The 23,505-nt window shown below is 64.6% G+C and carries 22 protein-coding genes; 8 read left to right on the top strand and 14 right to left on the bottom strand.

The window, feature by feature from the left end; genetic code table 11:
• Positions 1-45: 45 nt before the first annotated feature.
• The 3 genes from ACZYTC_RS27440 to ACZYTC_RS27430 all read right to left on the bottom strand — a co-directional run bounded on the left by ACZYTC_RS27440 (position 46) and on the right by ACZYTC_RS27430 (position 3,519).
• Positions 46-708 carry a GNAT family N-acetyltransferase gene (locus tag ACZYTC_RS27440; RefSeq protein WP_488991031.1) on the bottom strand — a complete coding sequence of 221 codons (663 nt, stop codon included), beginning with the start codon at positions 706-708 and terminating at the stop codon, positions 46-48.
• 89 nt (positions 709-797) lie between these two features.
• Positions 798-1,499 carry a DUF2865 domain-containing protein gene (locus ACZYTC_RS27435; RefSeq protein WP_434955037.1) on the bottom strand — a complete coding sequence of 234 codons (702 nt, stop codon included), beginning with the start codon at positions 1,497-1,499 and terminating at the stop codon, positions 798-800.
• 217 nt (positions 1,500-1,716) lie between these two features.
• Entirely contained in the window at positions 1,717-3,519 is a 1,803-nt protein-coding gene (locus tag ACZYTC_RS27430) for an IlvD/Edd family dehydratase (protein WP_434955036.1), read from the bottom strand.
• Between the two features lie 196 nt (positions 3,520-3,715).
• Here ACZYTC_RS27430 and ACZYTC_RS27425 point away from each other — a divergent pair, with 196 nt between their 5' ends.
• From ACZYTC_RS27425 to ACZYTC_RS27405, 5 genes are all read left to right on the top strand, one after another.
• Entirely contained in the window at positions 3,716-4,903 is a 1,188-nt protein-coding gene (locus ACZYTC_RS27425) for a pyridoxal phosphate-dependent aminotransferase (protein ID WP_488991030.1), read from the top strand.
• Between the two features lie 174 nt (positions 4,904-5,077).
• Entirely contained in the window at positions 5,078-5,989 is a 912-nt protein-coding gene (locus ACZYTC_RS27420) for a sugar kinase (RefSeq protein ID WP_488991029.1), read from the top strand.
• A gap of 200 nt (positions 5,990-6,189) precedes the next feature.
• A complete protein-coding gene (gene mprF, locus ACZYTC_RS27415) occupies positions 6,190-8,859 on the top strand; it encodes a bifunctional lysylphosphatidylglycerol flippase/synthetase MprF (protein WP_488991028.1) in 2,670 nt (889 codons plus the stop codon).
• Positions 8,859-10,208, top strand: a complete 1,350-nt coding sequence (locus tag ACZYTC_RS27410; protein WP_488991027.1) for a virulence factor family protein — start codon at positions 8,859-8,861, stop codon at positions 10,206-10,208. Before mprF ends, ACZYTC_RS27410 begins: the two co-directional genes overlap by 1 nt.
• Before the next feature lie 118 nt (positions 10,209-10,326).
• Positions 10,327-11,136, top strand: a complete 810-nt coding sequence (locus ACZYTC_RS27405) for an MBL fold metallo-hydrolase (protein ID WP_488991026.1) — start codon at positions 10,327-10,329, stop codon at positions 11,134-11,136.
• A 710-nt stretch (positions 11,137-11,846) separates the two neighbouring features.
• Here ACZYTC_RS27405 and ACZYTC_RS27400 read toward each other — a convergent pair.
• The 5 genes from ACZYTC_RS27400 to ACZYTC_RS27380 are packed head-to-tail and all read right to left on the bottom strand — an operon-like array spanning position 11,847 to position 14,366.
• Positions 11,847-12,206 (bottom strand): hypothetical protein, encoded by a 360-nt coding sequence (locus ACZYTC_RS27400; protein ID WP_488991025.1) that lies wholly within the window; start codon positions 12,204-12,206, stop codon positions 11,847-11,849.
• On the bottom strand, positions 12,203-12,382 hold the full coding sequence (locus ACZYTC_RS27395) for a hypothetical protein (protein ID WP_488991024.1): 180 nt from the start codon (positions 12,380-12,382) through the stop codon (positions 12,203-12,205). Before ACZYTC_RS27395 ends, ACZYTC_RS27400 begins: the two co-directional genes overlap by 4 nt.
• A complete protein-coding gene (locus ACZYTC_RS27390) occupies positions 12,382-12,870 on the bottom strand; it encodes a DUF6998 domain-containing protein (RefSeq protein WP_488991023.1) in 489 nt (162 codons plus the stop codon). Before ACZYTC_RS27390 ends, ACZYTC_RS27395 begins: the two co-directional genes overlap by 1 nt.
• 18 nt (positions 12,871-12,888) lie before the next feature.
• On the bottom strand, positions 12,889-13,506 hold the full coding sequence (locus ACZYTC_RS27385) for a hypothetical protein (protein WP_488991022.1): 618 nt from the start codon (positions 13,504-13,506) through the stop codon (positions 12,889-12,891).
• Complete coding sequence (locus ACZYTC_RS27380) at positions 13,503-14,366, bottom strand: restriction endonuclease (protein WP_488991021.1); 864 nt, start codon at positions 14,364-14,366, stop codon at positions 13,503-13,505. Before ACZYTC_RS27380 ends, ACZYTC_RS27385 begins: the two co-directional genes overlap by 4 nt.
• Positions 14,367-14,673: 307 nt before the next feature.
• Between ACZYTC_RS27380 and ACZYTC_RS27375 the strand changes: the two genes are divergently transcribed.
• The gene (locus tag ACZYTC_RS27375; RefSeq protein ID WP_488991020.1) at positions 14,674-16,209 is read left to right on the top strand and encodes a bifunctional metallophosphatase/5'-nucleotidase; all 1,536 of its coding nucleotides are present in this window, start codon (positions 14,674-14,676) and stop codon (positions 16,207-16,209) included.
• Between the two features lie 223 nt (positions 16,210-16,432).
• Here the strand turns inward: ACZYTC_RS27375 and ACZYTC_RS27370 are convergent, their stop codons facing one another.
• Both ACZYTC_RS27370 and ACZYTC_RS27365 read right to left on the bottom strand, forming a co-directional pair.
• Complete coding sequence (locus ACZYTC_RS27370; protein WP_454812658.1) at positions 16,433-17,755, bottom strand: AcvB/VirJ family lysyl-phosphatidylglycerol hydrolase; 1,323 nt, start codon at positions 17,753-17,755, stop codon at positions 16,433-16,435.
• 101 nt (positions 17,756-17,856) lie between these two features.
• A complete protein-coding gene (locus tag ACZYTC_RS27365) occupies positions 17,857-18,774 on the bottom strand; it encodes a DMT family transporter (protein WP_434955026.1) in 918 nt (305 codons plus the stop codon).
• A gap of 111 nt (positions 18,775-18,885) precedes the next feature.
• Here ACZYTC_RS27365 and ACZYTC_RS27360 point away from each other — a divergent pair, with 111 nt between their 5' ends.
• The gene (locus ACZYTC_RS27360; protein ID WP_434955025.1) at positions 18,886-19,752 is read left to right on the top strand and encodes a LysR substrate-binding domain-containing protein; all 867 of its coding nucleotides are present in this window, start codon (positions 18,886-18,888) and stop codon (positions 19,750-19,752) included.
• Here the strand turns inward: ACZYTC_RS27360 and ACZYTC_RS27355 are convergent.
• Positions 19,749-20,333 (bottom strand): SDR family NAD(P)-dependent oxidoreductase, encoded by a 585-nt coding sequence (locus ACZYTC_RS27355; protein ID WP_434955024.1) that lies wholly within the window; start codon positions 20,331-20,333, stop codon positions 19,749-19,751. The two genes, ACZYTC_RS27360 and ACZYTC_RS27355, sit on opposite strands and share 4 nt — an antisense overlap.
• 160 nt (positions 20,334-20,493) lie before the next feature.
• A complete protein-coding gene (locus ACZYTC_RS27350) occupies positions 20,494-21,708 on the bottom strand; it encodes a ubiquinone biosynthesis hydroxylase (RefSeq protein WP_441771339.1) in 1,215 nt (404 codons plus the stop codon).
• Between the two features lie 165 nt (positions 21,709-21,873).
• Here ACZYTC_RS27350 and tesB point away from each other — a divergent pair, with 165 nt between their 5' ends.
• Positions 21,874-22,746 (top strand): acyl-CoA thioesterase II, encoded by an 873-nt coding sequence (gene tesB, locus ACZYTC_RS27345; protein WP_488991019.1) that lies wholly within the window; start codon positions 21,874-21,876, stop codon positions 22,744-22,746.
• A 35-nt stretch (positions 22,747-22,781) separates the two neighbouring features.
• Here the strand turns inward: tesB and ACZYTC_RS27340 are convergent, their stop codons facing one another.
• A complete protein-coding gene (locus tag ACZYTC_RS27340) occupies positions 22,782-23,114 on the bottom strand; it encodes a hypothetical protein (protein WP_434955021.1) in 333 nt (110 codons plus the stop codon).
• Between the two features lie 73 nt (positions 23,115-23,187).
• Positions 23,188-23,457, bottom strand: coding sequence for a DUF167 family protein (locus ACZYTC_RS27335; RefSeq protein WP_488991018.1), 270 nt, complete (start codon positions 23,455-23,457; stop codon positions 23,188-23,190).
• Positions 23,458-23,505 lie beyond the last annotated feature (48 nt).

The following is a 23,505-nucleotide window of genomic DNA, read 5'->3' as shown; positions in this document are numbered from 1 at the left end:
CAAGGAACCCGATTTTGAATCGGGCCGTTTTCGCCCAGCAAGCCTTCAGCCGAAGCTCAGCTTGCTCTTCTGCTGACCTTGAGCGTCAAAATTGGCTGGATCCAGCCAGGCTTCGTAGCCCGCCTTGAGACGTGGCCATTCGCCGTCGATGATCGAGAACCAGGCAGTATCGCGGTTTTGGCCCTTGGCCACCATATGCTGGCGGAAGACGCCCTCGAAGGTGAAGCCGAAGCGCGTCGCCGCCCGCTTGGACGGTTCGTTGAGATTATGGCACTTCCATTCGAAGCGCCGATAGCCAAGCGTCTCGAAGGCATGGCGGGCGAAGAGATAGAGAGCTTCCGTCGTCACCCGCGTGCGGGCGATCGCGGGCCCCCAGAGAATGCTGCCGATCTCGATGACGCCGTGCACGGGCTCGATCCGCATCAGGGCCTGTCGGCCCTCGGCCTTGCCGCTCGCTCTGTCGATCACCGCAAAGAACATCGGATCCGCTATCGAGGACGCTTTGTCGAGCCAGGCCGAGAAGTCGGCGGCATTCCCCGGTACGCCTTCGAACAGGTAGCGGAAGCGCCCGTCGGCCCCCGGCTCCTGCGCCGAATGCAGGAGATCGGCGCCATGGCGCACCGGATCGAGTGGCTCGAGGCGGGTATAACGTCCATCGAGCACGACGCGCTCCGGGCGCGGCACGCCCTTCCAAGTCGACAAGTCCATCGAATGTCCTTCGCGCCTATGCGATCAGGAAAGCGGCCCGTGCCGATTCCGATCCATCATCCCAACGATCAAATGATCAGATGATCGCATTATTGCGGCGGCGCGATGCGTTGTTCAAGCGAAAGCACCTGCTGGCGCACCACGCCGGACAGGGCCTTGGAGGAGGCGACCGAGCTGAAATCCGTATCGGGGTGAGGCACATTGCCAGCGCCGCGGAACACCTTGAGGCCATCCGGCATCACCACGATGTCGCCATTGCGCAAAGTGGGATCGACCGAGATCGGGATCTGCGGCAGGCCACGCGCATTGGACTGGCAGGTACAGGCCGGGTTTTCGCTGTCGCGGAAGGCATAAGCGGTGGGCAGCGCGGTGTAGAGCGCGCCTGCACTGTCGACGGCCGATTCGATCGCTGGCTTGGTGTTGCCATTGCTGCCGTCATTGGAACCGCTGGCCTTGTAGAGCACCATCTGGCCGCCCGAGCACGAGGCTTCGCACATCGAGCTCTGCATGTCCTCGTCGCGCTGGGAGCGGATGAAGCCGGTGGCGAAATAATAGCCGTCACAGGTGCGCACGCAGTAGCCCCGCGCCTTGGGCGCGCTGACCACGGGCGCGGGTGCCGGACGAGCGCGTTGCTGCTGTTGCTGTTGCTGCGGCACGGGTGCTGGCGCCGGCCGCGATTCCTGGCGGGGCCGGAACAGGAAATCGAACAGGCCAGCCTGAGCGCTGCCACCCACGGCAACCGTCAGGAGCAATCCGGCGGCAAGGGGAGCGGCAAGGCGTTTCAAGGTCATGGCACGGGTCCTGGCAGGTCCAAGCGAAATTTCCCGATATTACTCACGAATGAGCAATATCGGGAAATTTCGCAAGCATTTGAAATCCCGTGGGTTCCTCCTGATCGAGCCTGTGGCTCGATCAGGAGGAACCCACTTGGGAAGGGCCGGCAGCGACCGGCCCCGCCTTCTATGCGAGCATCCCGTCAAAATCATGTCGGTGACACTTTGTCACCAACTAGTGATTGTCGCGGGGGATGCCATAGGTCTGGGCGACCCTCTGATACTTGACTGCGGGCTTGAGCACCATACCGTCGCCGAGCTGATCCACCATGGCGCGCTGGATTTCCTGCCAGGGCGTCTGGCTCGGCGCATAGTGAAAGCCACCCGCCGCGGCGAGATCGGCCCGGCGCTTGGCCAGTTCCTCATCGGAGATCAGGATGTTGGCCTCGCCCTTGTTAAGGTCGATGCGCACCCGATCACCGGTCTGCAGGATCGCGAGACCGCCGCCCGCGGCTGCTTCCGGCGAGGCGTTGAGGATGGAGGGCGAGCCCGAGGTGCCCGACTGGCGCCCGTCGCCGATGCAGGGTAGCGAGGTGATGCCGCGCTTGATCAGCGCGGCCGGCGGCTGCATGTTCACCACCTCCGCCGCGCCGGGATAGCCGATCGGCCCGGTGCCGCGGATGAACAGCATGCAGTGTTCGTCGATGCCGAGAGCCGGATCCTCGATGCGGTGGTGGTAGTCCTCGGGCCCTTCGAACACGATGGCCCGCCCTTCGAAGGCGCCGGGGTTCTTGGGATCTGCGAGATAGCGGTCGTGGAATTCCTTGGAGATCACGCTGGTCTTCATGATCGCCGAATCGAACAAATTGCCCGAGAGCACGATGAAGCCGGCATCCTGCACCAGCGCGGTGTCGAAGCTGCGGATCACGTCGGGCAGCTCGATCTTGGCGTCCTTGCAGTTTTCGCCGATCGACTTGCCGTTCACGGTGAGCGCATTCTCGTGGATCAGCTTGTGCTTCATCAGTTCGTTGACCACCGCCGGCACACCGCCGGCATGCTGGTAGTCCTCGCCGAGATATTTGCCGGCCGGCTGCAGGTTCACCAGCAGCGGCACCTTGTGGCCGACGGTCTGCCAGTCGCGGATGTCGAGCTCGACCCCGATATGGCGGGCGATGGCGTTGATGTGGATCGGCGCATTGGTGGAACCGCCGATGGCCGAATTGACCACGATGACGTTTTCGAAGGCCTCGCGCGTCATGATGTCGGAGGGCTTGAGGTCCTCATGCACCATGTCGACGATGCGCTTGCCGGTCTCGTAGGAAATCTGCTGGCGTTCGCGATAGGGCGCGGGAATGGCGGCCGAACCGGGAAGCTGCATGCCGAGCGCCTCGGCCAGCGAGTTCATGGTGGTGGCGGTGCCCATGGTGTTGCAATAGCCGGTCGAGGGGGCCGAGGAGGCCACCATGTCCATGAAGTTCTCGTAGTCGATCTCGCCGGTGGCGAGCATCTCGCGCGCCTTCCAGACCACCGTGCCCGAACCGGTGCGCTCGCCATGCCACCAGCCGTTGAGCATCGGGCCGACCGACAGGGCGATGGCCGGGATGTTCACGGTGGCCGCCGCCATCAGGCAGGCAGGCGTGGTCTTGTCGCAGCCGATGGTCAGCACCACGCCATCGATCGGATAGCCGTAGAGCAATTCGACCAGGCCGAGATAAGCCAGGTTGCGGTCGAGCGCGGCGCCGGGACGCTTGCCGGTCTCCTGGATCGGATGCACCGGAAATTCGAAAGCGATGCCGCCCGCCTCGCGGATGCCCTCGCGCACGCGCTCGGCGAGCACGAGATGATGGCGGTTGCAGGGGGAAAGGTCCGAGCCGGTCTGGGCGATGCCGATGATCGGCTTGCCCGACTGCAATTCCTTGCGGGTCAGGCCGAAATTGAGCTGGCGTTCGATATAGAGCGCGGTCATACCCGGATTGTCCGGATTGTCGTACCAGGCTTGCGACCGCAATCTTCTCGTCTTGTTATTGGTGTCAGCCATGGCAAGCCTCCCTGTCTTTCGTGCCCCGCCCGCGCTCTACCGCGGACAGCATTTACGCTCTACTTCACGAGTTAACACTTTTGTCAGACTATTCGCAACGGCAAAGCTCATGCGGCCGATTGCCGATTCCCAGTTTCGTGATTCTGGTGCTAGCAATGCAGTTCAGCCGACATCCCGCCGCAATGGAATGACCCAAATGCCCGATCTCGTTCCCGCCTTTTCCCGCATCGGCGAGGAGAACGCCTTCGCTGTCCTCGCCAGGGCCACGGATCTGGCACGCGAGGGGCGCGACATCATCAATCTGGGCATCGGCCAGCCTGATTTTCCCACACCTGACCATATCGTCGAGGCCGCCATCAAGGCGCTGCGCGACGGTCATCATGGCTATACGCCGGCCACGGGCATCCTGCCGCTGCGCGAAGCTGTCGCCGCCGATGTCGAGCACCGCACCGGCGTTGCCGTCTCGCCCGACGAGGTCATCGTGGTGCCCGGCGGCAAGGTCACCATGTTCATGGCCATCCTGATGTTCGGCGAGCCCGGCGCGGAGATCCTCTATCCCGATCCCGGCTTTCCGATCTATCGCTCGATGATCGAGTTCACCGGCGCCACGCCGGTGCCGGTGCCGATCCGCGAGGAGAACGGCTTTGCCTTCTCGGCCGCCGAGACGCTGGCGCTGATCACGCCGCGCACCCGCCTTCTCATTCTCAATTCGCCGGCCAACCCCACCGGCGGCGTCACGCCCAAGGCCGAGATCGATGCGCTGGTGAAGGGGCTGGAGGCCCATCCCCATGTCGCCATCCTCTCCGACGAGATCTACAGCCAGATGAGCTATGACGGCCTGCAGCATGTCTCGCTGCTGACCTATCCCTCCATCCGCGACCGCCTGATCCTGCTCGACGGCTGGTCCAAGACCTATGCCATGACGGGCTGGCGCATGGGCTTCTCGCTCTGGCCGAAGCTTTGGGGAGATGCCGCCCGCAAGCTGGCGGTCAATTCCTATTCCTGCGTCAATGCCAGCGCGCAATGGGCCGGGCTTGCCGCCCTCACCGGCCCGCAGGATGCGGTGCATGCCATGGTCGCCGAGTTCGACCGGCGCCGGAAGATCGTGGTGGATGGCCTCAACGGCCTGCCCGGCGTCAGCTCCGTGGTGCCGAAGGGCGCCTTCTATGCCTTCCCCAACATCCGGGCGACCGGCTGGAAGGCCAAGCCCCTCGCCTCCGCCCTTCTGGAGAAGGCCGGCGTCGCCACCATCGGCGGGCCCGATTTCGGCGTATATGGCGAGGGCTATATCCGGCTGTCCTACGCCAACTCAGCCGAGAACATCAGGCGGGCTTTGGCGCGCATGGGCGAGTTCCTCAGCGCCAATCCGGGCGCGGGTGCGTGAAGTTGAGACGCGACTTGCCTTCTCCCCTTGCGGGAGAAGGTGCCCCAAAGGGGCGGATGAGGGGAGAGCCATGACTTTACCAGGTCTTCGCTGCCTCCCCTCATCCGACCTCGCTGCGCTCGGCCACCTTCTCCCGCAAGGGGAGAAGGCAAGTCGCGCTATAAGGAAAATATGATGACTGATCTCGTCGCCATCGGCGAATGCATGGTGGAACTGTCGCGCCGCGGGGACGGCATGTCGCTGGGCTATGGCGGCGATACCTTCAACACCGCCGTCTATGCGGCCCGCCTCGGGCTCGGCGTCGCCTATGCCACGGCGCTGGGGGACGACCCCTATTCCCAGGCGATCTCGGACCTCGCCGCCGGCGAGAAGGTCGGCATGGCCGGCGTGCCGCGCCTGGCCGGCCGCGTGCCGGGGCTCTATGTCATCGAGACCGATGCCAAGGGCGAGCGACGCTTCTATTACTGGCGCGACAGTGCGCCGGCGCGCAGCCTGTTCGAGCTCCCAGAGGCCGAGGCGCTGATCGCCCGTATCGAAACCGCCGCGATCGTCTATTTCTCCGGGATTACGCTGTCGCTCTATACGCCCGCGGGCCTCGAGCGTTTCGATGCCGTCCTGAAACGCGCCAAGGCTGCTGGCGCCAGCATCGCCTTCGACGGCAATTACCGCCCGCGCGGCTGGGGTGGCGATCCCGCCCGGGCCCGGCAGGCTTTCAGCCGTTTCCTGCCCTTGGTGGACATCATGCTGCCGACCTTCGACGACGAGCAGGCGCTGTGGGGCGATGCCACGCCGCAGGACACGCTCACGCGCCTGGCCGGCCATGGCATCGGCGAAATCGCGGTGAAGGACGGCACCAACGGCGCCTTCCTGCGCCGGGACGGCATCGATGGCCACGTTCCGGTGCCGCAAGCGGTCTCGCCCGTCGACACCACCGCCGCCGGCGACAGCTTCAACGCGGGCTATCTTGCCGCCCGCCGGCGCGAGCGCGCCAACGAGGAGGCGGCGCTGCAGGGCCACCGGCTCGCCGCACGCGTGATCACCCATCGCGGCGCCATCATTCCCCCCGAGGCGATGGCCGGATTGTGACCCATATTTCACGCGACTGCCGTTGGAATGCCATCTTCTGTCAGCATGAACGGCCCGTCTCCTGATCTTAGACTGAACAATTCAGGAGTGGATACCGGGCACGGTGGCCACTTCGAACCCGTTCTACTGCTGACAGGAGGCTCTGATCGTATAGAAACGATTCAGTAGCTGGGACAATCGCATTGAAACGGGAACAAGGCATGGCTGAAGTGGTGGGCTCGCTCGACCGCGCCGTGGCGCGCGACGACGGCCCCAAGGTCTCGGCGGCCGCCATCCCAACGGCTGAGCGCCCGAAGACCGGCCTGCTCAAGCACATCGACTGGAGCAAGGCCGGCCTGCTGGTCGGGCTGGTGGTCTTCACCATCGCCGCGGCTGTGCTCTACCAGATTTTCGCCGGCATCACCTGGTCCGAGGTGAGCAATGCGGTGTCCCGCATCGCCTGGAGCCAGGTCGCGCTCGCCTTCGTCGCCACCGCGCTCTCCTATGGCGCCCTGATCGGCTATGACCTGCTGGCCCTGCGCCATGTCGGCGCGCGGCAGGTGCCCTTGCCGGCGATCGCCTTCACCTCCTTCATCAGCCACGCCTTCACCTATACGCTCGGCTTCGGCGTGCTGACCGGCGGCGCCGTGCGCTGGCGCCTCTACCAGGCCCATGGCCTGAAACCGAGCCAGATCCTGGCCGTGGGCGCCCTGACGACGCTGACCTTCTGGCTCGGCATCGCCACCGTCGCCGCGGTCTGCCTCTTGTTCCAGCCCTCCGTGCTGGCGCCCCTGGATGGGCTTGCGCCCGGCCTCAACCTCGCCATCGGCCTCACCGTGATCGGCGGCGTCGCGCTCTGGCTGATCATCTCGGCCCTTCGCCCGCGGACGATCAGCATCGGCGAGCACACCATGCCCCTGCCCGGCCCGCAGGCGACGCTCGGGGCCATCCTGGTCGGCCTGCTCGACACGGTGGCCGCCGCCGGCGCGCTCTGGCTGATCATGCCGGCCGGTCCGGACGCCGGTTTCGTCAGCTTCCTGGTGGTGTTCGCCATCGCCACCGTGCTCGGCGTCATCAGCCATGTGCCGGGCGGCGTCGGCGTGTTCGAGACCACGCTGATCCTGGCCCAGCCGCAGATTCCCGCCGCGGACATGCTGGTCTCGCTGATCCTGTTCCGGCTGGTCTACTACGTCATTCCCTTCGCCATCGCCTGCGTGCTGTTCGGCGCCTATGAAATCCGCCAGCGCCAGCATTCGGTGGGCCGGATCGCCAAGACGGTGCATGCGATCGCCCGGCCGATCATCCCGCGCATCGCCAGCGTCGCGGTGTTCATCGGCGGCGTCATCCTGCTGTTCTCCAGCGCCACCCCTGAAGAACATTATCGCATCGATATCCTGAGCGATCTGGTGCCGCTGCCCTTCCTGGAGGTGTCGCAGCTCGCAGCCAGCATCGCCGGCCTCGTGCTGCTGATCGTCTCCTATGGCCTGGTGCGACGCATGGCCAATGCCCAGCGGCTGGCCGTCTTGCTGCTGATCGCAGGCGCCGTCTCCGCTTTGTTCAAGGGCCTCGATGTCGAGGAGGCCATCATCTGCAGCATCGTCGCCGGGCTGCTGGTGCTCTACAGGGACGAGTTCTATCGGCAGGCCGATCTGTTCTCGGTGCGGCCTTCCTTCGAATGGATCATCGCCTGCCTCGTGGCGGTGGGCGCCACCGTCTGGCTCGGCTTCTTCGTCTATGCCAATGTCGACTACCAGCACAAATTGTGGTGGGATTTCGCCTACAACGCCGATGCCCCGCGCTTCCTGCGCGCCACGCTGGCCATGGCCGTGGTCGCCATCGGCATCGCCGCCTATATCCTGATGCATCCCAGCCGCGCCGCCTTCGATCCGGCGACGCCCGAGGAACTGGAAACGCTGGTGCCCCTGATCAGCGATTCCACCCGCTCGGACGCGCATTTGGCCCTGCTCGGCGACAAGCGCTTCCTGTTGTCGGCCAGCGGCAAGGGCTTCACCATGTATGGCGTGCAGGGGCGAAGCTGGATCGCCATGGGCGATCCCGTCGCGCCCGAGGACGAGGTCGACGCCATGGTCTGGCGCTTCAAGGAACTGGTGGACCGCAATGGCGGCACGCCGGTGTTCTACCAGGTCACCACCGGCCATCTGCCTGCTTATCTCGACGCCGGCTTTTCGCTCGCCAAGCTCGGCGAGGAAGCCTGGGTCGACCTCGAAAAGTTCACGCTCGAAGGCAGCGAGGGCCGCCGCCTGCGCCAGGCCCGCGCCAAGGCCGAGCGCTCCGGCGCCTCCTTCGAGATCGTGCCGGCCGCCGAAGTCGACGCCATCCTCGGCGAGCTCCAGGCGGTCTCGGACGCCTGGCTCGAGGAGAAGGGCAACAAGGAAAAGGGCTTTTCGCTCGGCTTCTGGTCCTCAGACTATATCAGGCGCTACGATCAGGCCGTGATCCGCCAGGACGGCCGCATCGTCGCCTTCGCCAATATCTGGCGCGGCGCGGACAAGCAGGAATATACGGTCGACCTGATGCGCTATCTGCCGCAAGGCCCGGCCGGCATGATGGACCTGTTGTTCATCGGCCTTCTGGCCCAGGCCAAAAGCGAGGGCTTTGCCTGGTTCAATCTCGGCATGGCGCCGCTCTCCGGCCTGGCGCGCCACCGCCTCGCCTCGCTGTGGAGCCGCATCGGCTCCTTCGTCTACAAGCGCGGCGACCGCTTCTACAATTTCGAAGGCCTCAGGGCCTACAAGGACAAGTTCAAGCCGGATTGGCGACCGAAATATCTTGCCTTCCCCGGGGGACTGGCCCTACCGCAGATTCTCATGGATGTTACCGGCTTGATCGCTTCGAGCCCGAGACGCGCTTTGCCCGAGGAGGCCAGTTGATGCGCCGCATCGCCTTGTTCTGTTTCGCCCTGCTGGCCTCCACGGCATCGGCGCTGTCGGCCCCGCGTGAGGTCAAGGTGCAGGAGGAGGTCCTCGGCACCGTCACGGTGCTCGCCCCCGAGGAGGAACCCACCAAATTCGTCGCCCTGCTGTCCGACAAGGACGGGCTCACGCCGGCCTACCGCGCCGTGGCCGACAAATTGGTGGACCAGGGCGCCGCCGTGATGCTGATCGACAGCCAGGCCTTCATCGACGGCCTCGCCAAGGGCGACGAGGAAGATTGCCACTATGCCTTCGGCGACATCGAGGATTCGGCCCGCGAGGCCCAGCGCCAACTGGGCATGCAGACCTGGCGCTGGCCGGTGGTCGTCGGCCTCGGCACGCTCGGCGGCACCTTCGCCTACATCAATCTCGCCCAGGCCCCGGAGAACACCGCCGCCGGCGCCGTCTCGACCGGCTTTTCCGACGAGATGGCCTCCAAGCTGCGCATGTGCGAAGGCGCGCCGGTCTCCAAGGCCGCCGACGGCAAATGGCAGTACAAGCCGCTCGCCAAGGTGCCGGGACGCTGGACCTATGTCGGCGCTTCCGCTCCCGATCCGACGACGCAGGCCTTCGTCGCCGGCACCAAGGATGCCCAGTCGGTCGTCGCCGACGGCGGGGCTGACGCCGTTGTCGATGCCGTGGTGAAAGCCGCCGTCGAGATGGGCGCGCCGCCCAACCAGGAACTCAGCGACCTGCCTCTGGTGGAGCTGCCGGCCTCCGGCCCGCCGACGGGCCTTGCCATCTTCATCTCCGGTGACGGCGGCTGGCGCGACATCGACAAGACCATCGGCGAGATCCTGCAGAAGGAAGGCGTCGCCGTGGTCGGCGTCGATTCGCTGCGCTATTTCTGGAGCACCAAGGAGCCTGATGTCATCGCCGGCGACCTCACCCGCATCATCGGCTATTACACCAAGCTGTGGGGCGCCAAGCGCGTGGCCATCATCGGCTATTCGCTGGGCGCGGACGTGATCCCCTTCGTTTGGCAGAAATTGCCGCCGCCGATGCAAAAGAAGATCAACCTCCTCGCCATGCTGGGCCTGGAGCCGACCGCCGATTTCGAGATCTCGGTCTCCGGCTGGCTCGGCGTCGCCTCCTCCTCGGACGTCGACCTCAAGCCCTATCTGCCCAGCCTGCCCTTCGAGAAGACCATGTGCTTCTACGGCAAGGAAGAAGTGGTCGAGAACGGCACCGCCTGCGTCTTCCCCGAAATGAGCAAGGCCACACTGATCGAACGGCCGGGCGGCCACCATTTCGACGGGAACTACGAGCCTGTGGCCCGGGCGATCCTGGATCGGCTGAAGAAATAGCTGGGAACATCGGCCGGGGCCCATCTCCAGGCTCCCTGGCACGCTGGAACGGCTGCTCGTCGTATCGCGGCACAACGCCCGACGCCATGCGAGAGGGCGATATTGACAGGAGACATCGATGAAGCGGATTGCTGCCGGCGAGCATCATGCCGCCTATGAATTCGGTCGCTTGGCGTTGATTTCCCTCCGGGACGGCTATGTCGACATGCCCGTCACCCGGTTGCGCCAGCCGGGCGACCGCCCCTTCGGCCCCGACCTGCCGCCACAGCTTCATCTCGTCGAGGGCGGACTGAGGCTCTCGGTCAACGCCTTCGCCATCGATGACGGCGAGGCGGTTACGCTGATCGACAGCGGATCATCGAACGCCTGGCACCCGAGCATGGGCTTTCTGCCCCAGGCCCTGCGCGAGGCGTGCATTGCCGTCGACCGTATCCGGACCGTCGCCTTTACCCACACGCATCTCGACCATATTCACGGGCTCATTCTGCCCAATGGCGAGGATGCCTTCCCGAACCTCTCCCGTCTCTTCGTACCCCGGGCGGAACTCGGCCTGTTCCGGGACGTAGCCCGACTCGAACGGTTCCACGAGAGGGCGGAACCGTTCGAGTCGGGGCAATTCCTGGGGGCTGATATCGAGGCCTTGGCCGCTCCGGGCCACGAGGCCGGCCATACGTGTTTTCGCGTCACCAGCGAGGGCGAGACGATCCTGATCTGGGGTGACACCATTCACGTGCCATCGCTTCAATTCGACAGGCCGGAGCTGACCTGGGAGTTCGACGCCGACCAGGAACAGGCGCGCGAAAGCCGCATGCGCCTCATGGCCCTGGCAGCCGACGGCGGCTATTGCGTTGCAGGAGCGCATCTCGACTCGCCCGGCGTCGGCCGCCTCTCACGCAAGGAGAAGGGCTTCCGTTTCGAGCCTTTGTAGGATCGGTGAGCTGCAAACAAAGAGGGAGGCGTTGTCGCCATACCAATTCGCTCTCTGGAACGACGATTTGGACGCGAGCATCGGAAAGACCAAATTGGGGCCGGTAGCAGACTGGCGGCTTTTTTCGACGTGCCGGCGATAGCGGACATTCCCAGCGGCCATTGGTAACGGCCTAGATGGGCCGGTAGCGAACTAGCCGACCGGCCACGCACCGCCGACATGACCATGGCCTGTTCAATCTCCTGCTCAACTTCGCAGTCGACCAGGAGATCGTCACGCGCAACCCGGTTGAGAGGCCCACCCGCGTCGACGAGAAGTGCGACTGCACCCCTCGCGACAGATCACGTCAGTGCCTTCATGTACACAAGCCCACTTTTTGAGACACGCAGCGCAGCTTAAGCATGACGATCGACATCCCCGAGGCGACTAATGACAGCCTGACGCTAATAATGGCCGCACGCCGAGCGGTGGATCGCTTATGGGCCCGGGGTTCCGATACAGCAAGGCGGGCATCATCACGCAGGATCTGGTGCCGCCGGCAGATCTGCTTCGCGCCCTGTTCTACGGCCTCGACCATGAGCGATCTGCGAAGGTGATGGCAGCCATAAACGAGTCCTACGGGAGGTGGGGCGTGCTACGGTCGTGCCGGCAGCGGTGGGCATGGCGAAGAAGTAGCCATTCTTGACGAAGTTCGAGCGGCGAGCGCCCCGCTACACAACGCGGCGGGACGACCTGTCTTCCAGTTTGAGGTATTTGGCTTTGATGTCCACTTGGTCTGCGAGGCATTGCCTGGTGATCTTCCGACACATGCCGGCGAGTTTCTCAATGTCCTCATAGGGCATTTCGAGGACGTGGAAATGGATGATGTCGGAGTGAAGATCCGAGTAGTATGGCTTCACGGGATAATTTACGGAGTCGGTGTGGGCGTAGAGCTGATTGCGTAGTTTCAGCACCCGCTCATGCAATTCCATTTCCGGCGCGTCGAACGAATTCAGATACGCTGTTGGCATCTTCGGCCAGCCATAGCTCGTCGCAAAGGCGCGGGCGTAGGAAACCACCATGCTCGTCATGAAAGCCGACTGCTGTAGATACGTCGAGCCTCGTCCCCAAGGCTTCGCCTTCCACCCTTCTTGATGATGAAGGCCCCATAGGCAGTGCAGTCGGAAAGGTCCCGTGCCGCAGCATCGAGCTTTTCGTACATCTTCTGATCTAAGTCGCTGAAGGTCAGCGGATAGCTTTCCGTCATTACTGTCCACTCCCGACCGCGAGGTCGACTCGAGGCAGTCGATCGGAATTATCCACTCGGGTGTCTGCAGCTCGGATCTGTCTTCGCGTCAAAGACCGTTGACCGGTGAAGACGGACGGTAGCGACGCGACAGCCACATGCTCGGGGCCGTTGAAAACGACCAGACCACGCGCACGCTCGAAATCCAGATCGAAAAACAATAGGTGCTGCGCCTTGGTCTCTGCCTGCCGGAACGCTGGCCCTGAGCCGGTGCCCGTCGCCTTAACCTGCACTGTCCTGCCATCCGGGGCACGTCCATCAATTCCAGCGGTCGATCGAGCCTCAACAAGCTTCAGACCGAAGAGCTCGACGGCGATGGCCTCGCCAAGATCGCCGACTAGGTTGCCATCGAGGGTGAATTTCAGCCCCACCGAACGGTAGTGGGCTCTCAGCTTGTTCCGCGCAGCGACCAGATCAGCGATGGCTGGGGGCAGATCGAATTCCAGCATAAGCGTCCCACATCCACTCTAAGTCAGCGATGGAACCGCCTTGGCAGGCAGCACCGTCCGTTCAGGTCCTAGCTTCTTTCGCGGAGTGTAGAATGCGACCTTCTCGCCCAGCATTGCGGCGCACTGTGCCATTGTCTGTTTGATAGCCGCCTGCTTCATCGCCCTTTCGTTGGCCTTGAACATTAGGTGATAGAACGAGGTCCACAGGATGACGCTGTCGTCAAAATTGATCTTGTTGACGGGCCCCGCCAACGAGTAGCAACCGCTGCGCGAGAAGACAGCACTCGCCATCTCGGTCGTCGACGCTTGGCATGTGGAAAGGAACAGGCGCTTTTTTTCCAGAGCCGGCCCGACGATCTGGGCGAAATCTCCAGTGCTCAGATTGTTGAGCGTCGTGCTCACCCCGGTCTTGCTGCCATGACAAGAGACGTGAAGATAGCGGTAGTTGCTGTCCTCAAACTCATCCACGAAGTGCTGAAGTTCCTGAGCCGTGCGAACATACCGATAGATGGGGCTCTTGCCTGACATCTTCAGCGAGCGAGCTATGGATTCGCCCTCTCGATAATCCTGCTCCTCGTCGAACTTTAGCGATTCGATGATGAAAACCTCGGGTGCGGTTCTGTCCTTTTCGGTCATGGAAACAGGTCCCTAACTCGAACGAAGCAATTTCCAGTCTCGGCAGCACGCCTGACTTTTTGCTCGATCACGTGGTTCACGGGGATGCGGCGTGTGAAAGCATCATCAATGTCCAACCCTTCGACGCAGACGATTCGTTTCCCCCGACCGAAGGCAACGAGACCTTCATCGGAAAATCCGTTGTAACTGACGAATACGCCCCGGGCCCAAGCGGCTTTCTGATCTACCTTGCCGTGAAAAGCATGAAGGTCGCCGATGCCGACCTTCGCATTCAGCCATTTGGCTTCCAGCAGATAGGTCTCATTGCCAAGCTCGAAGCTGCCGTCGATTTGCTCGCCGATATTTCGAAATGGATCTCTGGCCTTCATGCCGAAGAGATCGAAGGTCTCCTTCAGAAAGGCCTCGAAACGATAGCCACGCTGTTGGGGCGCCACCGTATGCAGTGCGTGAAGGTCGTTCCGGAGGCGATCGATGACCTGCCAGTTGAATGCCGTACGGGTAAATGCGGCCTCGACTAGAGGCTTGTTACCCCGGAGCCGATCAATGATGTCCAGCAGCCGCCCTTGAGCGTTCTGCACTTCATCTACGACGTCTCGGATTTGAAGGGACGCTTGGCGGTGCTCCCATAGACGCTGGAGCGCTTTGACGGCGACTTCTGTCTCAGACTGCTTCAGGAATGAGCGGAAGCGCTTTGCTTTCGACGTACCCTCGAGACGGTATCGCTGATCATCGATATCGATGTTCAGTTCTTGGGCGAAAAACTCACCCATCGTCCTGTCAGAGAAATCGAGGAGATAGCCTTGCTCCATGTCGAAGATCTGGTTCAACGTGGTCATGTCGATAGGACGAATAGGCGACATCTACTGGATGCCACGCAAAGATGAGACGAACATATAAGATGCCCCGAGGATTAGTCCTCACAGACTAGAACTGAAAGTGATATTCGGTCAATGCTTGAGCTGCTTCTCGACCGTCGGTCAGCAATGTCTGCTTTTGGGCAATCGCATGACCCGATCGAACAACCGAGATGAGGGCGCAAAGTAGTCATTCCGGTGTGCCGGGTCCCCTCTTCCCCTTCGATAGCCGTCTGCCGCCCCCCCTCCCGACTTGCCTCCGTCACATCCCTGTGGAACCCTCCGGCCTTCACCGCCTTTCGGGATGCCCGCCATGCCTCGTCTCAATCGCCGCCAGACGCTGGGCCTCGGCCTTGCCGCCGGCTTTTCCGTCACCATGCTGTCGGGCGCGGCCGAGACTGCCGAGGCGGCGCCGGCGGGCACCACCTTCTCGCTGCTGCTCGTCAACGACATCTACAAGGCCGGCGACACCAAGGGCCGCGGCGGCTTTGCCAAGCTCGCGGCCGTGGTCAAGGCCGAGCGCGCCCGCGGCGTGCCCATGCTGTTCTGCCATGCCGGCGATTGCTTCTCGCCCTCGCTGATGTCGGGCTTCGACCAGGGCGAGCACATCGTCGCCCTCACCAACATGATCCGGCCCGACATCTTCGTGCCCGGCAATCACGAGTTCGACTTCGGCACCGAGGTCTATTTCAAGCGCATGGGCGAGGCGAACTTTCCCTTCTACGCCGCCAATATGCGCCGGGCCGACGGCAGCCCCATCCCCGGCATGAAGGACAATTCGATCCACGAGCTCGGCGACATCAAGGTCGGCGTCACCGGCCTCGCTTTGGCGGCGACGCCCCAGATGTCGCAGAGCGGCGACCTCATCTTCGCGCCCGAGCTGGAGACGCTGAAGCGCGAGGTGGAGATCCTGCGCAGAGCGGGCGCCGAATTCATCGTCTGCGTCGCCCATACCGATCGCGACATGGACAATGAGATCGTGCGCTCCCGGCTGGTCGACGTGCTGCTGACGGGCCACGACCATGATCTTGCCATCACCTATGACGGCCGCACGGTGATGGTTGAGTCCAACGAAGAGGGCAATTTCGTCACCGCCATCGACTTCGTGGTGACGCCGAGCGGCGAGGGTGCGAGCCGCAAGCTCGCCTGGCTGCCGAGCTTTCGCGTGCATGACAGCCTGTCGGTGCAGCCGGATCCTGAGGTGCAGGCCGCCGTCGACAAGCTCGAGGCCGAGCTGTCGCGCGAACTCGACGTTGAAATCGCCACCACCGCCGTCGAGCTCGACAGCCGCACCGCCAGCGTGCGCTCCCAGGAAACCGCCATGGGCGATCTCATCGCCGATGCCATCCGCGCCCGCACCGGCGCCGATTGCGCCATCACCAATGGCGGCGGCATCCGTGCCAACAAGCTCTATCCGGCCGGCGCCCGGCTGACCCGCCGCGACATCCTCTCCGAACTCCCCTTCGGCAACACCACCGTGCTGGTCGAGCTCAAGGGCTCGGACATCAAGGCCGCGCTCGAAAACGGCGTCTCCCAGCTCCAGAACTATGCCGGCCGCTTCCCGCAGGTCTCGGGCCTTGCCATCGTGGTGGATGCCAGGGCGCCCGTCGGCGCGCGCATCGCCTCGGTCAGCGTCAACGGCGAAAAGCTCGATCCTGTCAGGCGCTACAAGGTCGCCTCCAACAATTTCCTGCTGGCGGGTGGCGACGGCTATGACGCCATCGGCCGGGGGCGCGTGCTGATCGGCGCGACCGACGGCAAGCTGCTCGCCAATGAGGTGATGGTCTATCTGCGCGAGAAGGGCACGGTCACCACTGGCGCTGGGGGGCGGATCAAGGTGGAGAGCTGAGGCGAGGACTCTTTACCCTCCCCTGGAGGGGGAGGGTCGAGGCGAAGCCTCGGGGTGGGGTGACTTCCTTACAAGAAGATGTCGTCTCATCCTCAAAGCCGGAGCTTCTTCACCCCACCCCGGCCTTCCAGGCCGACCCTCCCCCTCCAGGGGAGGGTAAAGAGCGTACTCTCATCGCAAAGTAGCGCCTATGGACGAGGACATCTGCGCCCCAGGCCTGCCCTCAATGCCCGTGATTACCGCTCACACCGGCCCGGGCATGGCGCTCCACCGCCGGGGCAGACAGCAGCGGCGCCACGATGAGATCGGCCAGGCGCTCGGCATCGCCGCTGAAGCCATGGCCGCCCGCCTCGCGCAGGATGGCAAAATCCGGACGGGCCTTGGCCAGGGCCGGACAGGCCAGTGCGGCCATGCGATCGTCCTGGCCGTAGATGCATTGCACATTCGGCGCGTCGATGCGCGCCGCTTCGGGCAGGAGCGGGATCTCGTTGGGATAGTCGTCGTCGCTCAACTCGACGCGCATGTCCGTCACCGGCGCGATCGACAGCAGGGAGACCACCGCGACGATGCTCTTGATGCGTTTGGACAGCCGGTTATAGACCAGCGGCAATGCGTCGCCGCCGAAGGAATAGCCGACCAGCGCCACCCGCTCGACCGGCCAGGCCGCGCGGTAATGCTTGATGATGCGCTTGAGGTCGGCGGCGACTTCGTCGGGATCGCGCTTGGCCCAGAAATAGCGCCTGGAATCGATGGAGACCACGCCGACCCCGCGCCGGGTCAGCGCCGTCGCCAGATCGACGTTGAGCTGGCCCATGCCGCCATCCCCCGTCAGCACCACGGCGAGGCGGCTGGCGGGCTGCTCGGGTTCGGAGACATAGAGCGGCAGGTCGGACAGATCGCCCGGACCATGCGGACCGGCGTCCTTGCCCAGGGCCTCCGCCGCCTCTTCGGCGGCACTCTCGTCGCCATCCTCGATTTCACGCAGCGCCACAAAACTGGCGGTGGTCGCCGCCGAAACGTCGGCGCTGGCGAGGGCCGCCTTGTCGACGAGGCAGGCCGAGATCGTATCGGGCTTCATCGTGGTGGTGTGCACCGCGATCACGCCGGCGAGGCGATGGCTGTCCGCCTGCAGGGCCAGGGAGCGCGCGGCATCCCGGCCCAGACCGGCCCCGGCCAGCACGGGCGTGACATAGGGGGTGATCGCCTGCTCGCGTTCGATGCGCAGCGTGGTGTCTTCGATATGGCCGGCGAGTTCGGGGCAGGTCATGCGATGGCGGCCGCCGGCGGTGCGTCTCGATGTCGGCCAGTCCAGGCCGATCACCAGATCGCCGCGCTGCTGGAACTCCGCGGCGAGGGTTTCCTCGTCATTGCCGAAGCCGTCGGCATCGGACAGCAGCACGATGACATTGGCCGGCTTGTCGGCCGGACGATACAATTTGACGTCGTCGAAGATCGCGTCTTCCAGCTCTTGCGGGGCGGCAGCCTGCGCCGCGGCCGGCAATTGCGCGAGGATCATCACGGCGGACAGGGCAAAGAACAAACGCATGCATCACCTACTGGCAAGCGACGGCCCACCGCTTCGCATGCCTCAAGGTAAACTATGCCGGGCTCGATGTGCTGTCGAGTCCGCGAAAGGACGTAGCCCCATCACTTCATGTTGATGCGCGTCATCATCACGGCCGCCAGGATCAGGATGCCGCCGACGAGCTGGTCGAGGCTCAGGGCTTCGCCGAAGACGAAATAGGCGATGATCGCCGACAGCACCGGATGCGAAAGCAGGATGATCGCCACCACGCCGGCGGGCAGCCGCCCGATGCCGACCGCGCTCAGCCCCTGGCCGAGCACCTGGCAGATCAGGCCGAGGCCGATGACCACCGCCCAGCCCTGCGGCGACTGCGGCAGGAAGGTGCCGCCTTCGACCAGCATGATCGCCACCAGGCCGAGGGCGGCGACCACCGTCGAAACCAGCGAGGCATCGGCGGCCAGGCGCGTGTTGCGCGCCACCCGGAGGGCGACGAGATAGAAGGCATAGGCGAGCGCCGCGCCGAGAGCCAGGAGGTCGCCCCTGCCCATGGTGAGGCCGGTGCGGTGGGCGCCGCTGGTGATGGCCACGCCGACGAGGGCGATGGCGAGCGCTCCCAGCACCGCCGGCCGGATGCGGTCGCGCAGCAGCACGAAGCCGGCGACCACCGAGGCCACCGGGGCGAGGTTCGAAATGAAGCTGGCATTGGCCACCGAGGTCAGCGGCAAGGCGGCATGGTAGAAGGCAAGATCGGCTGAAAAAGCCACGCCGGCCAGGCTCGCCGCCAACAGGCCCGGGCGCGTGAGCAGGGAGGCCATGCTCGTGCCGCCGGCCCGCCGCCTTTCTGCCTCGGCCCACACGAACAGCACCGGCAGCGAGAACACCAGCCGCCAGAAGGCGGCGGCGGCCGGCGCGACATCGCTGAACCGGATCAGGATGGGCGACCAGGCAATCGCCAGAACGGAGGCGATCATGGCGCCCAGGCCGACGGAATCGAGCGCCGGCAGGGGGGTGGGGCGGGGGGCGGAAACGATGTCGCTCATGACATACTCGGGGCTGATACGCGTACTTGCCGCGAAGATAGGTCACGCTTCACATAAGCGAAAACGAATGTATCTTATGGCAGGATTTCATTTTCTTATGGAACGCCGGATATGCGCCATTTCGATACGGACAGCCTGGAAACGCTGGTCACCATCATCGATCGCGGCGGCTTCACGGCCGCCGGCGAAGCGCTGGGCAAGACGCAGGCCGCCGTCAGCGTGATCGTCTCGCGCATGGAAGCGCGCATCGGCAAGCGCCTGCTGGAACGCTCGCGCAAGGGGGTGACGCCGACTTTCGCCGGCGAGATCCTGATCGGCTATGCCCGCCGCATCCTCAGCCTGGAGGATGAGGCGCTCGCCGCCATCGGCGGCGACGAGGCGGCAGGCCGGGTGCGCCTGGCCGTGCCGGATGACTTCGTCGACATGATGGTGTCGCCGCTGATCGGCGCCTTCTCCCGGCGCTTCCCGCGCGTACAGCTCGAAATGCGCTGCGACCTCTCCTTCCGCCTCGAACCCATGCTGGAGCGCGGGGAGGTCGATCTTGCCATCATCACCCAGGATCCCGCCCGCCCGCTCGGCGAAGTGCTGCGCCGCGAGCCGCGGGCCTGGTGCGCGGCGCGCGACCATCGGCCGGAGCTGATCGATCCCCTGCCGCTCGCCATGTTCCCCGAGGGCTGCCGCTGCCGGCCCGACGCGCTCGCCGCCCTCGACGCCATGAACAGGCCCTGGCGCATCGCCTATACGTCGAGCCACATGCCCGGCATCCATTCGGCCGTGAATGCCGGCATGGCGATCACCATTCTCGGCATTTCCTCGATTCCCAAGGAATGGCGCCGCCTGGGCGAAGACGAGGGCTTCCCGGAGCTGCCGCATCTCGACATCGCCCTGGTCGTGCCCGCCAATGCCAGCGTCGCCACCAAGCGCTTCGCCACCTTCCTGCGCGAAACCGTGCTGCAGCAGGAGGCCCTGGCGGCCTAGAGCAACGCGCCCTTGATCCCCTCTGCGCGCTGCGACAGCAGGAAGGCGGCGCTATCGGCCAGCGCCTCGCTCTTGCGGCCGATCAGGTTGACGCGCACGGCGTGCCGCTCGGCCGCAGCCGCCAGCCCGGCGCGGCAGGCCGCCTGCGGCCAGCTGTCGGCATCGGCCCCGACGATGAACAGCATGCTGCCGGTCGGCGCCAGCACGGGCAGCGCCGCGTCCAGGGCCTCGACGCCATGGCCGAGATTGAGCGCCAGTTCCGCCTGCCAGGCCTCGCGTTCCTGCCCCTGCCCGGTCGCCATGGTCGCGTTGCAGACCAGGCCGTCCAGGCGCCCGAAGATCTCGATCACGGCGCCGATGAAGGCGGCCGCCTCTCCGGCCACGGAAAGGTCGCAGGCATAGGCCAGGCAGCGCCCGCCATGGCCCTCGATCGCGGCATGGGCATCGGCCAGCTCCTGCGCCGAGCGCGCCGCGATCGCCACCGCCGCCCCTTCCGCCGCCAGGCGCTCGGCAATGGCCCGCCCGACACCGCGCGAAGCCCCCGTCACGGCGATGACCTTGCCGGCAAACTCCAGATCCATGCAGCCCTCATTCACAACCGAGCAGCGACAGTGTCAGATTGGTGAAAAGGGGGCAACTGGGCGCTTTCGGAGTGCGGACATCTTGTCCGCCTCTTTCTTTCCAACGAGCATTGCGCTTGGGTTGGGGGAACAAGCGCACAGGATGTCCGCGCTCCGTCCCTTACCGCATCAGGCGCGGCACCGTGCCGGTCAGGCCCGTAGCCTCGCGGATGAACAGCTTCTTGGCAGCCGGAAAACGCTCCACCAGGCCAAGGCCGACATCGCGCACCAAGCGGATGGCATCGTGGTCGTTGGAGAACAGGCGGTTCAAGCCATCGGTGGCGATGCCCATCGAGACGGTGTCGAAACGCCGCCAGCGCTGATAGCGCTCCAGCACGTCCGGGCTGCCAATATCCAGGCCGAGCGCAGCGGCATCGGCGACGCATTCCGCAAGAGCGGCGGCGTCGCGGATACCCAGATTGAGGCCCTGCCCGGCAATGGGATGGATGATATGGGCGGCATCGCCGACTAGGGCCAGCCGGTCGCCCACGAAATTGCGGGCGATGCGCATCGACAGCGGAAAGGCGGCGCGCGGCCCGATCACCTTGAGTTCGCCGAGCTTGAGGCCGAAGCGGCGCTCCAGTTCGGCATGGAAGCCGGCATCGTCGAGACCGAGGATGCGGGTCGCCTCCTCGGTCTTCTCGGTCCAGACCAGGGAGGAGCGCCGGCCCGTCAGCGGCAGGATGGCGAAGGGACCGGCGGGCAGGAAATGCTCTTCCGCCCGCCCTTCATGGTCGAGTTCATGCTCGACGGTGGTGACGATGCCGGACTGGCCGTAATCCCAGCCATGCATGGCGATCCCGGCCTGCTCGCGCAGCCGCGAGCGCCCGCCATCGGCCGCCGCCAGCAAGTGCGTGGCGATGTCGTCGCCGGAAGGCAGTTCGGCGGTGATGCCGTCCTCGGTCAGCTTGTAGCGGCTGACAGTGGCCCCCTGCCCGCGCAGCTCGATGCCGAGGGCCTCGGCCCGCGCCACCAGGGCATCGAGCAGCAGCCGGTTCTCCACCATATGGCCGAAAGGCTCGCCCGGCTCGACGTCACCGCCGAAGGACAGGAAGGTCGGCCGGATCGGATCGTCGAGCTTGGAATCGGTGATCACCATGTCGAGGATCGGCTGGGCCTCACCGGCCACGGCTTCCCAGACCTCGAGCTTCTCGAGAAACCGCCGCGCGCCGGTGGCGATGGAGGAGGAGCGCGGATCGCGCGAGGGACCCTTGCCGAGCATGGGATCGACGATGATGACCGAAAAGCTCGCGCCGAGCTCGGTCTTCAGTGCCAAAGCGAGGCCGAGGCCGGCAAAGCCGGCACCGGCTATGACAAGATCGGCTTTGCTGGCCATGTGCGAACCCCGCGCTTGACTTTCCAAAGCGTTTTGCGATTTGACGGAACCATCTCAAATCGCAAAGACGCGTCCGACCAAAGAGCTAGAGTAAAAGGGCGTTTCTACCAAAACGCGCTTTGCTCTAGGAAGGACCGATGCTCTGCCTCCATCAAGGAAAGCTTCATGTCCGATCCCTTTGCGAATCTCCTCTCGATACTCGATCTCGAACAGCTCGAACACAATCTTTACCGCGGCACGAGCCCGCAGGGCGGCTGGCAGCGCGTTTTTGGCGGCCTGGTGATCAGCCAGGCCCTGGTGGCAGCGACCCGCACCGTCGAGCCCGACCGCCATGTGCATTCCCTGCACGGCTATTTCCTGCGGCCGGGCGATCCGAGCGTGCCGATCATCTACCAGGTCGACCGGCTGCGTGATGGCAAGAGCTTCACCACCCGCCGCGCCATCGCCATCCAGCATGGCCAGCCGATCTTCTCGCTATCCTGTTCCTACCATCGCCCCGAAGAAGGCTGGCACCACCAGGCGACCATGCCGGATGTGCCTACCCCCGATCAATTGCCAAGCATCGCCGAGCTCAAGGATCAATTCCTCGGCCATCTGCCCAAGATGGTCCGCGACTATTGGGAGCGCGAACGTCCGATCGAACTCAGGCCCGTCGACATGAAGCGCTACATCGCCCGCACGCCCCAGGAGCCTCGGCAATATATCTGGATCCGTGCCGCCCGTAAGCTGCCCGACGACCGGGCCCTGCACGAGGCCGTGCTGGCCTACACCACCGACATGACCCTGCTCGACACCACGCTCGTCGCCCATGGCAAGAGCGTGTTCGATCCCGACGTGCAGCCGGCATCGATCGACCACGCCATGTGGTTTCATGCCCCGTTCAAGATGGACGAATGGCTGCTCTACGCGCAGGAGAGCCCCTTCACCGGCGGCGCCCGCGGCTTTGCCCGCGGCGAGATCTGGCAGGATGGCCGCCTGATCGCCTCGGTGGCCCAGGAAGGCCTGATCCGCAAGCGCTGGGACAAGCCGCAGGCATGAGACATCGCGTCGAGAAGGAGCTTGGGCGGTCGCGGCTATTTCGCCGTGAAGAATGTCAGGAGCACCTTGCCCTTCTCGCCGATGAGGCAGACGAAGCGGTCCGGCCGGCCCGTCTCCTTGGCCCGCTTGATATAGGCCTCCCCGAGCACGACGACCTTGACCGGCACATCGCCGACCTTGGTATCCGCCGCCGAGACGGCGATGCTTTCCTGGTCGATGACGAGATCGGCGATGTCGGGCGACTTCTGCTGAAGGGCGAGCAGGCCGCTTGCCTTGCAGGCTGCGACCTCAGGAGCTTCGGCCGCCTGGGCATCGAGCGCCAGCACCATGCCGCCCACGGCCAGAAGTGAACGCAAAATCATCGCCATATGGCCAAATCCCCTACCCTTGCCTGTGCAAAATTGCCCTGGTTAACGCAAGGTGAGGTCATTTGTTCCGCAACTATCTGCCCATCCTGGCGAGAATTGATTGTTCCAGTGCGGCGCCGTCGCCCTCCACCAGCACCAGCTTGATCCGGCTGGTCGCTCCATGCGTGATCGACACGCGGCTCGTCGGCACGCCCACAGCCTTGGCGACCAGCTTGACCAGGGCTTGATTGGCTTCTCCACCGGCGGGAATTGCCCGCACCTTGGCCGTCAGCACGGATCTGGCGTCCGACATGATTTCCACGGCCCCGATCACATCCTTGCCGCCCCGAGGCGTCAAGCGCATCGCGACGAGCAGCCCATCCGACGTGATTCGCCAGGGTTTGCCGAAACC

Source organism: Labrys sp. F242 (genome assembly GCF_057813875.1).
The sequence above is the reverse complement of the archived record's forward strand: the minus strand, read 5'-3'. Positions and strand labels throughout refer to the sequence as shown.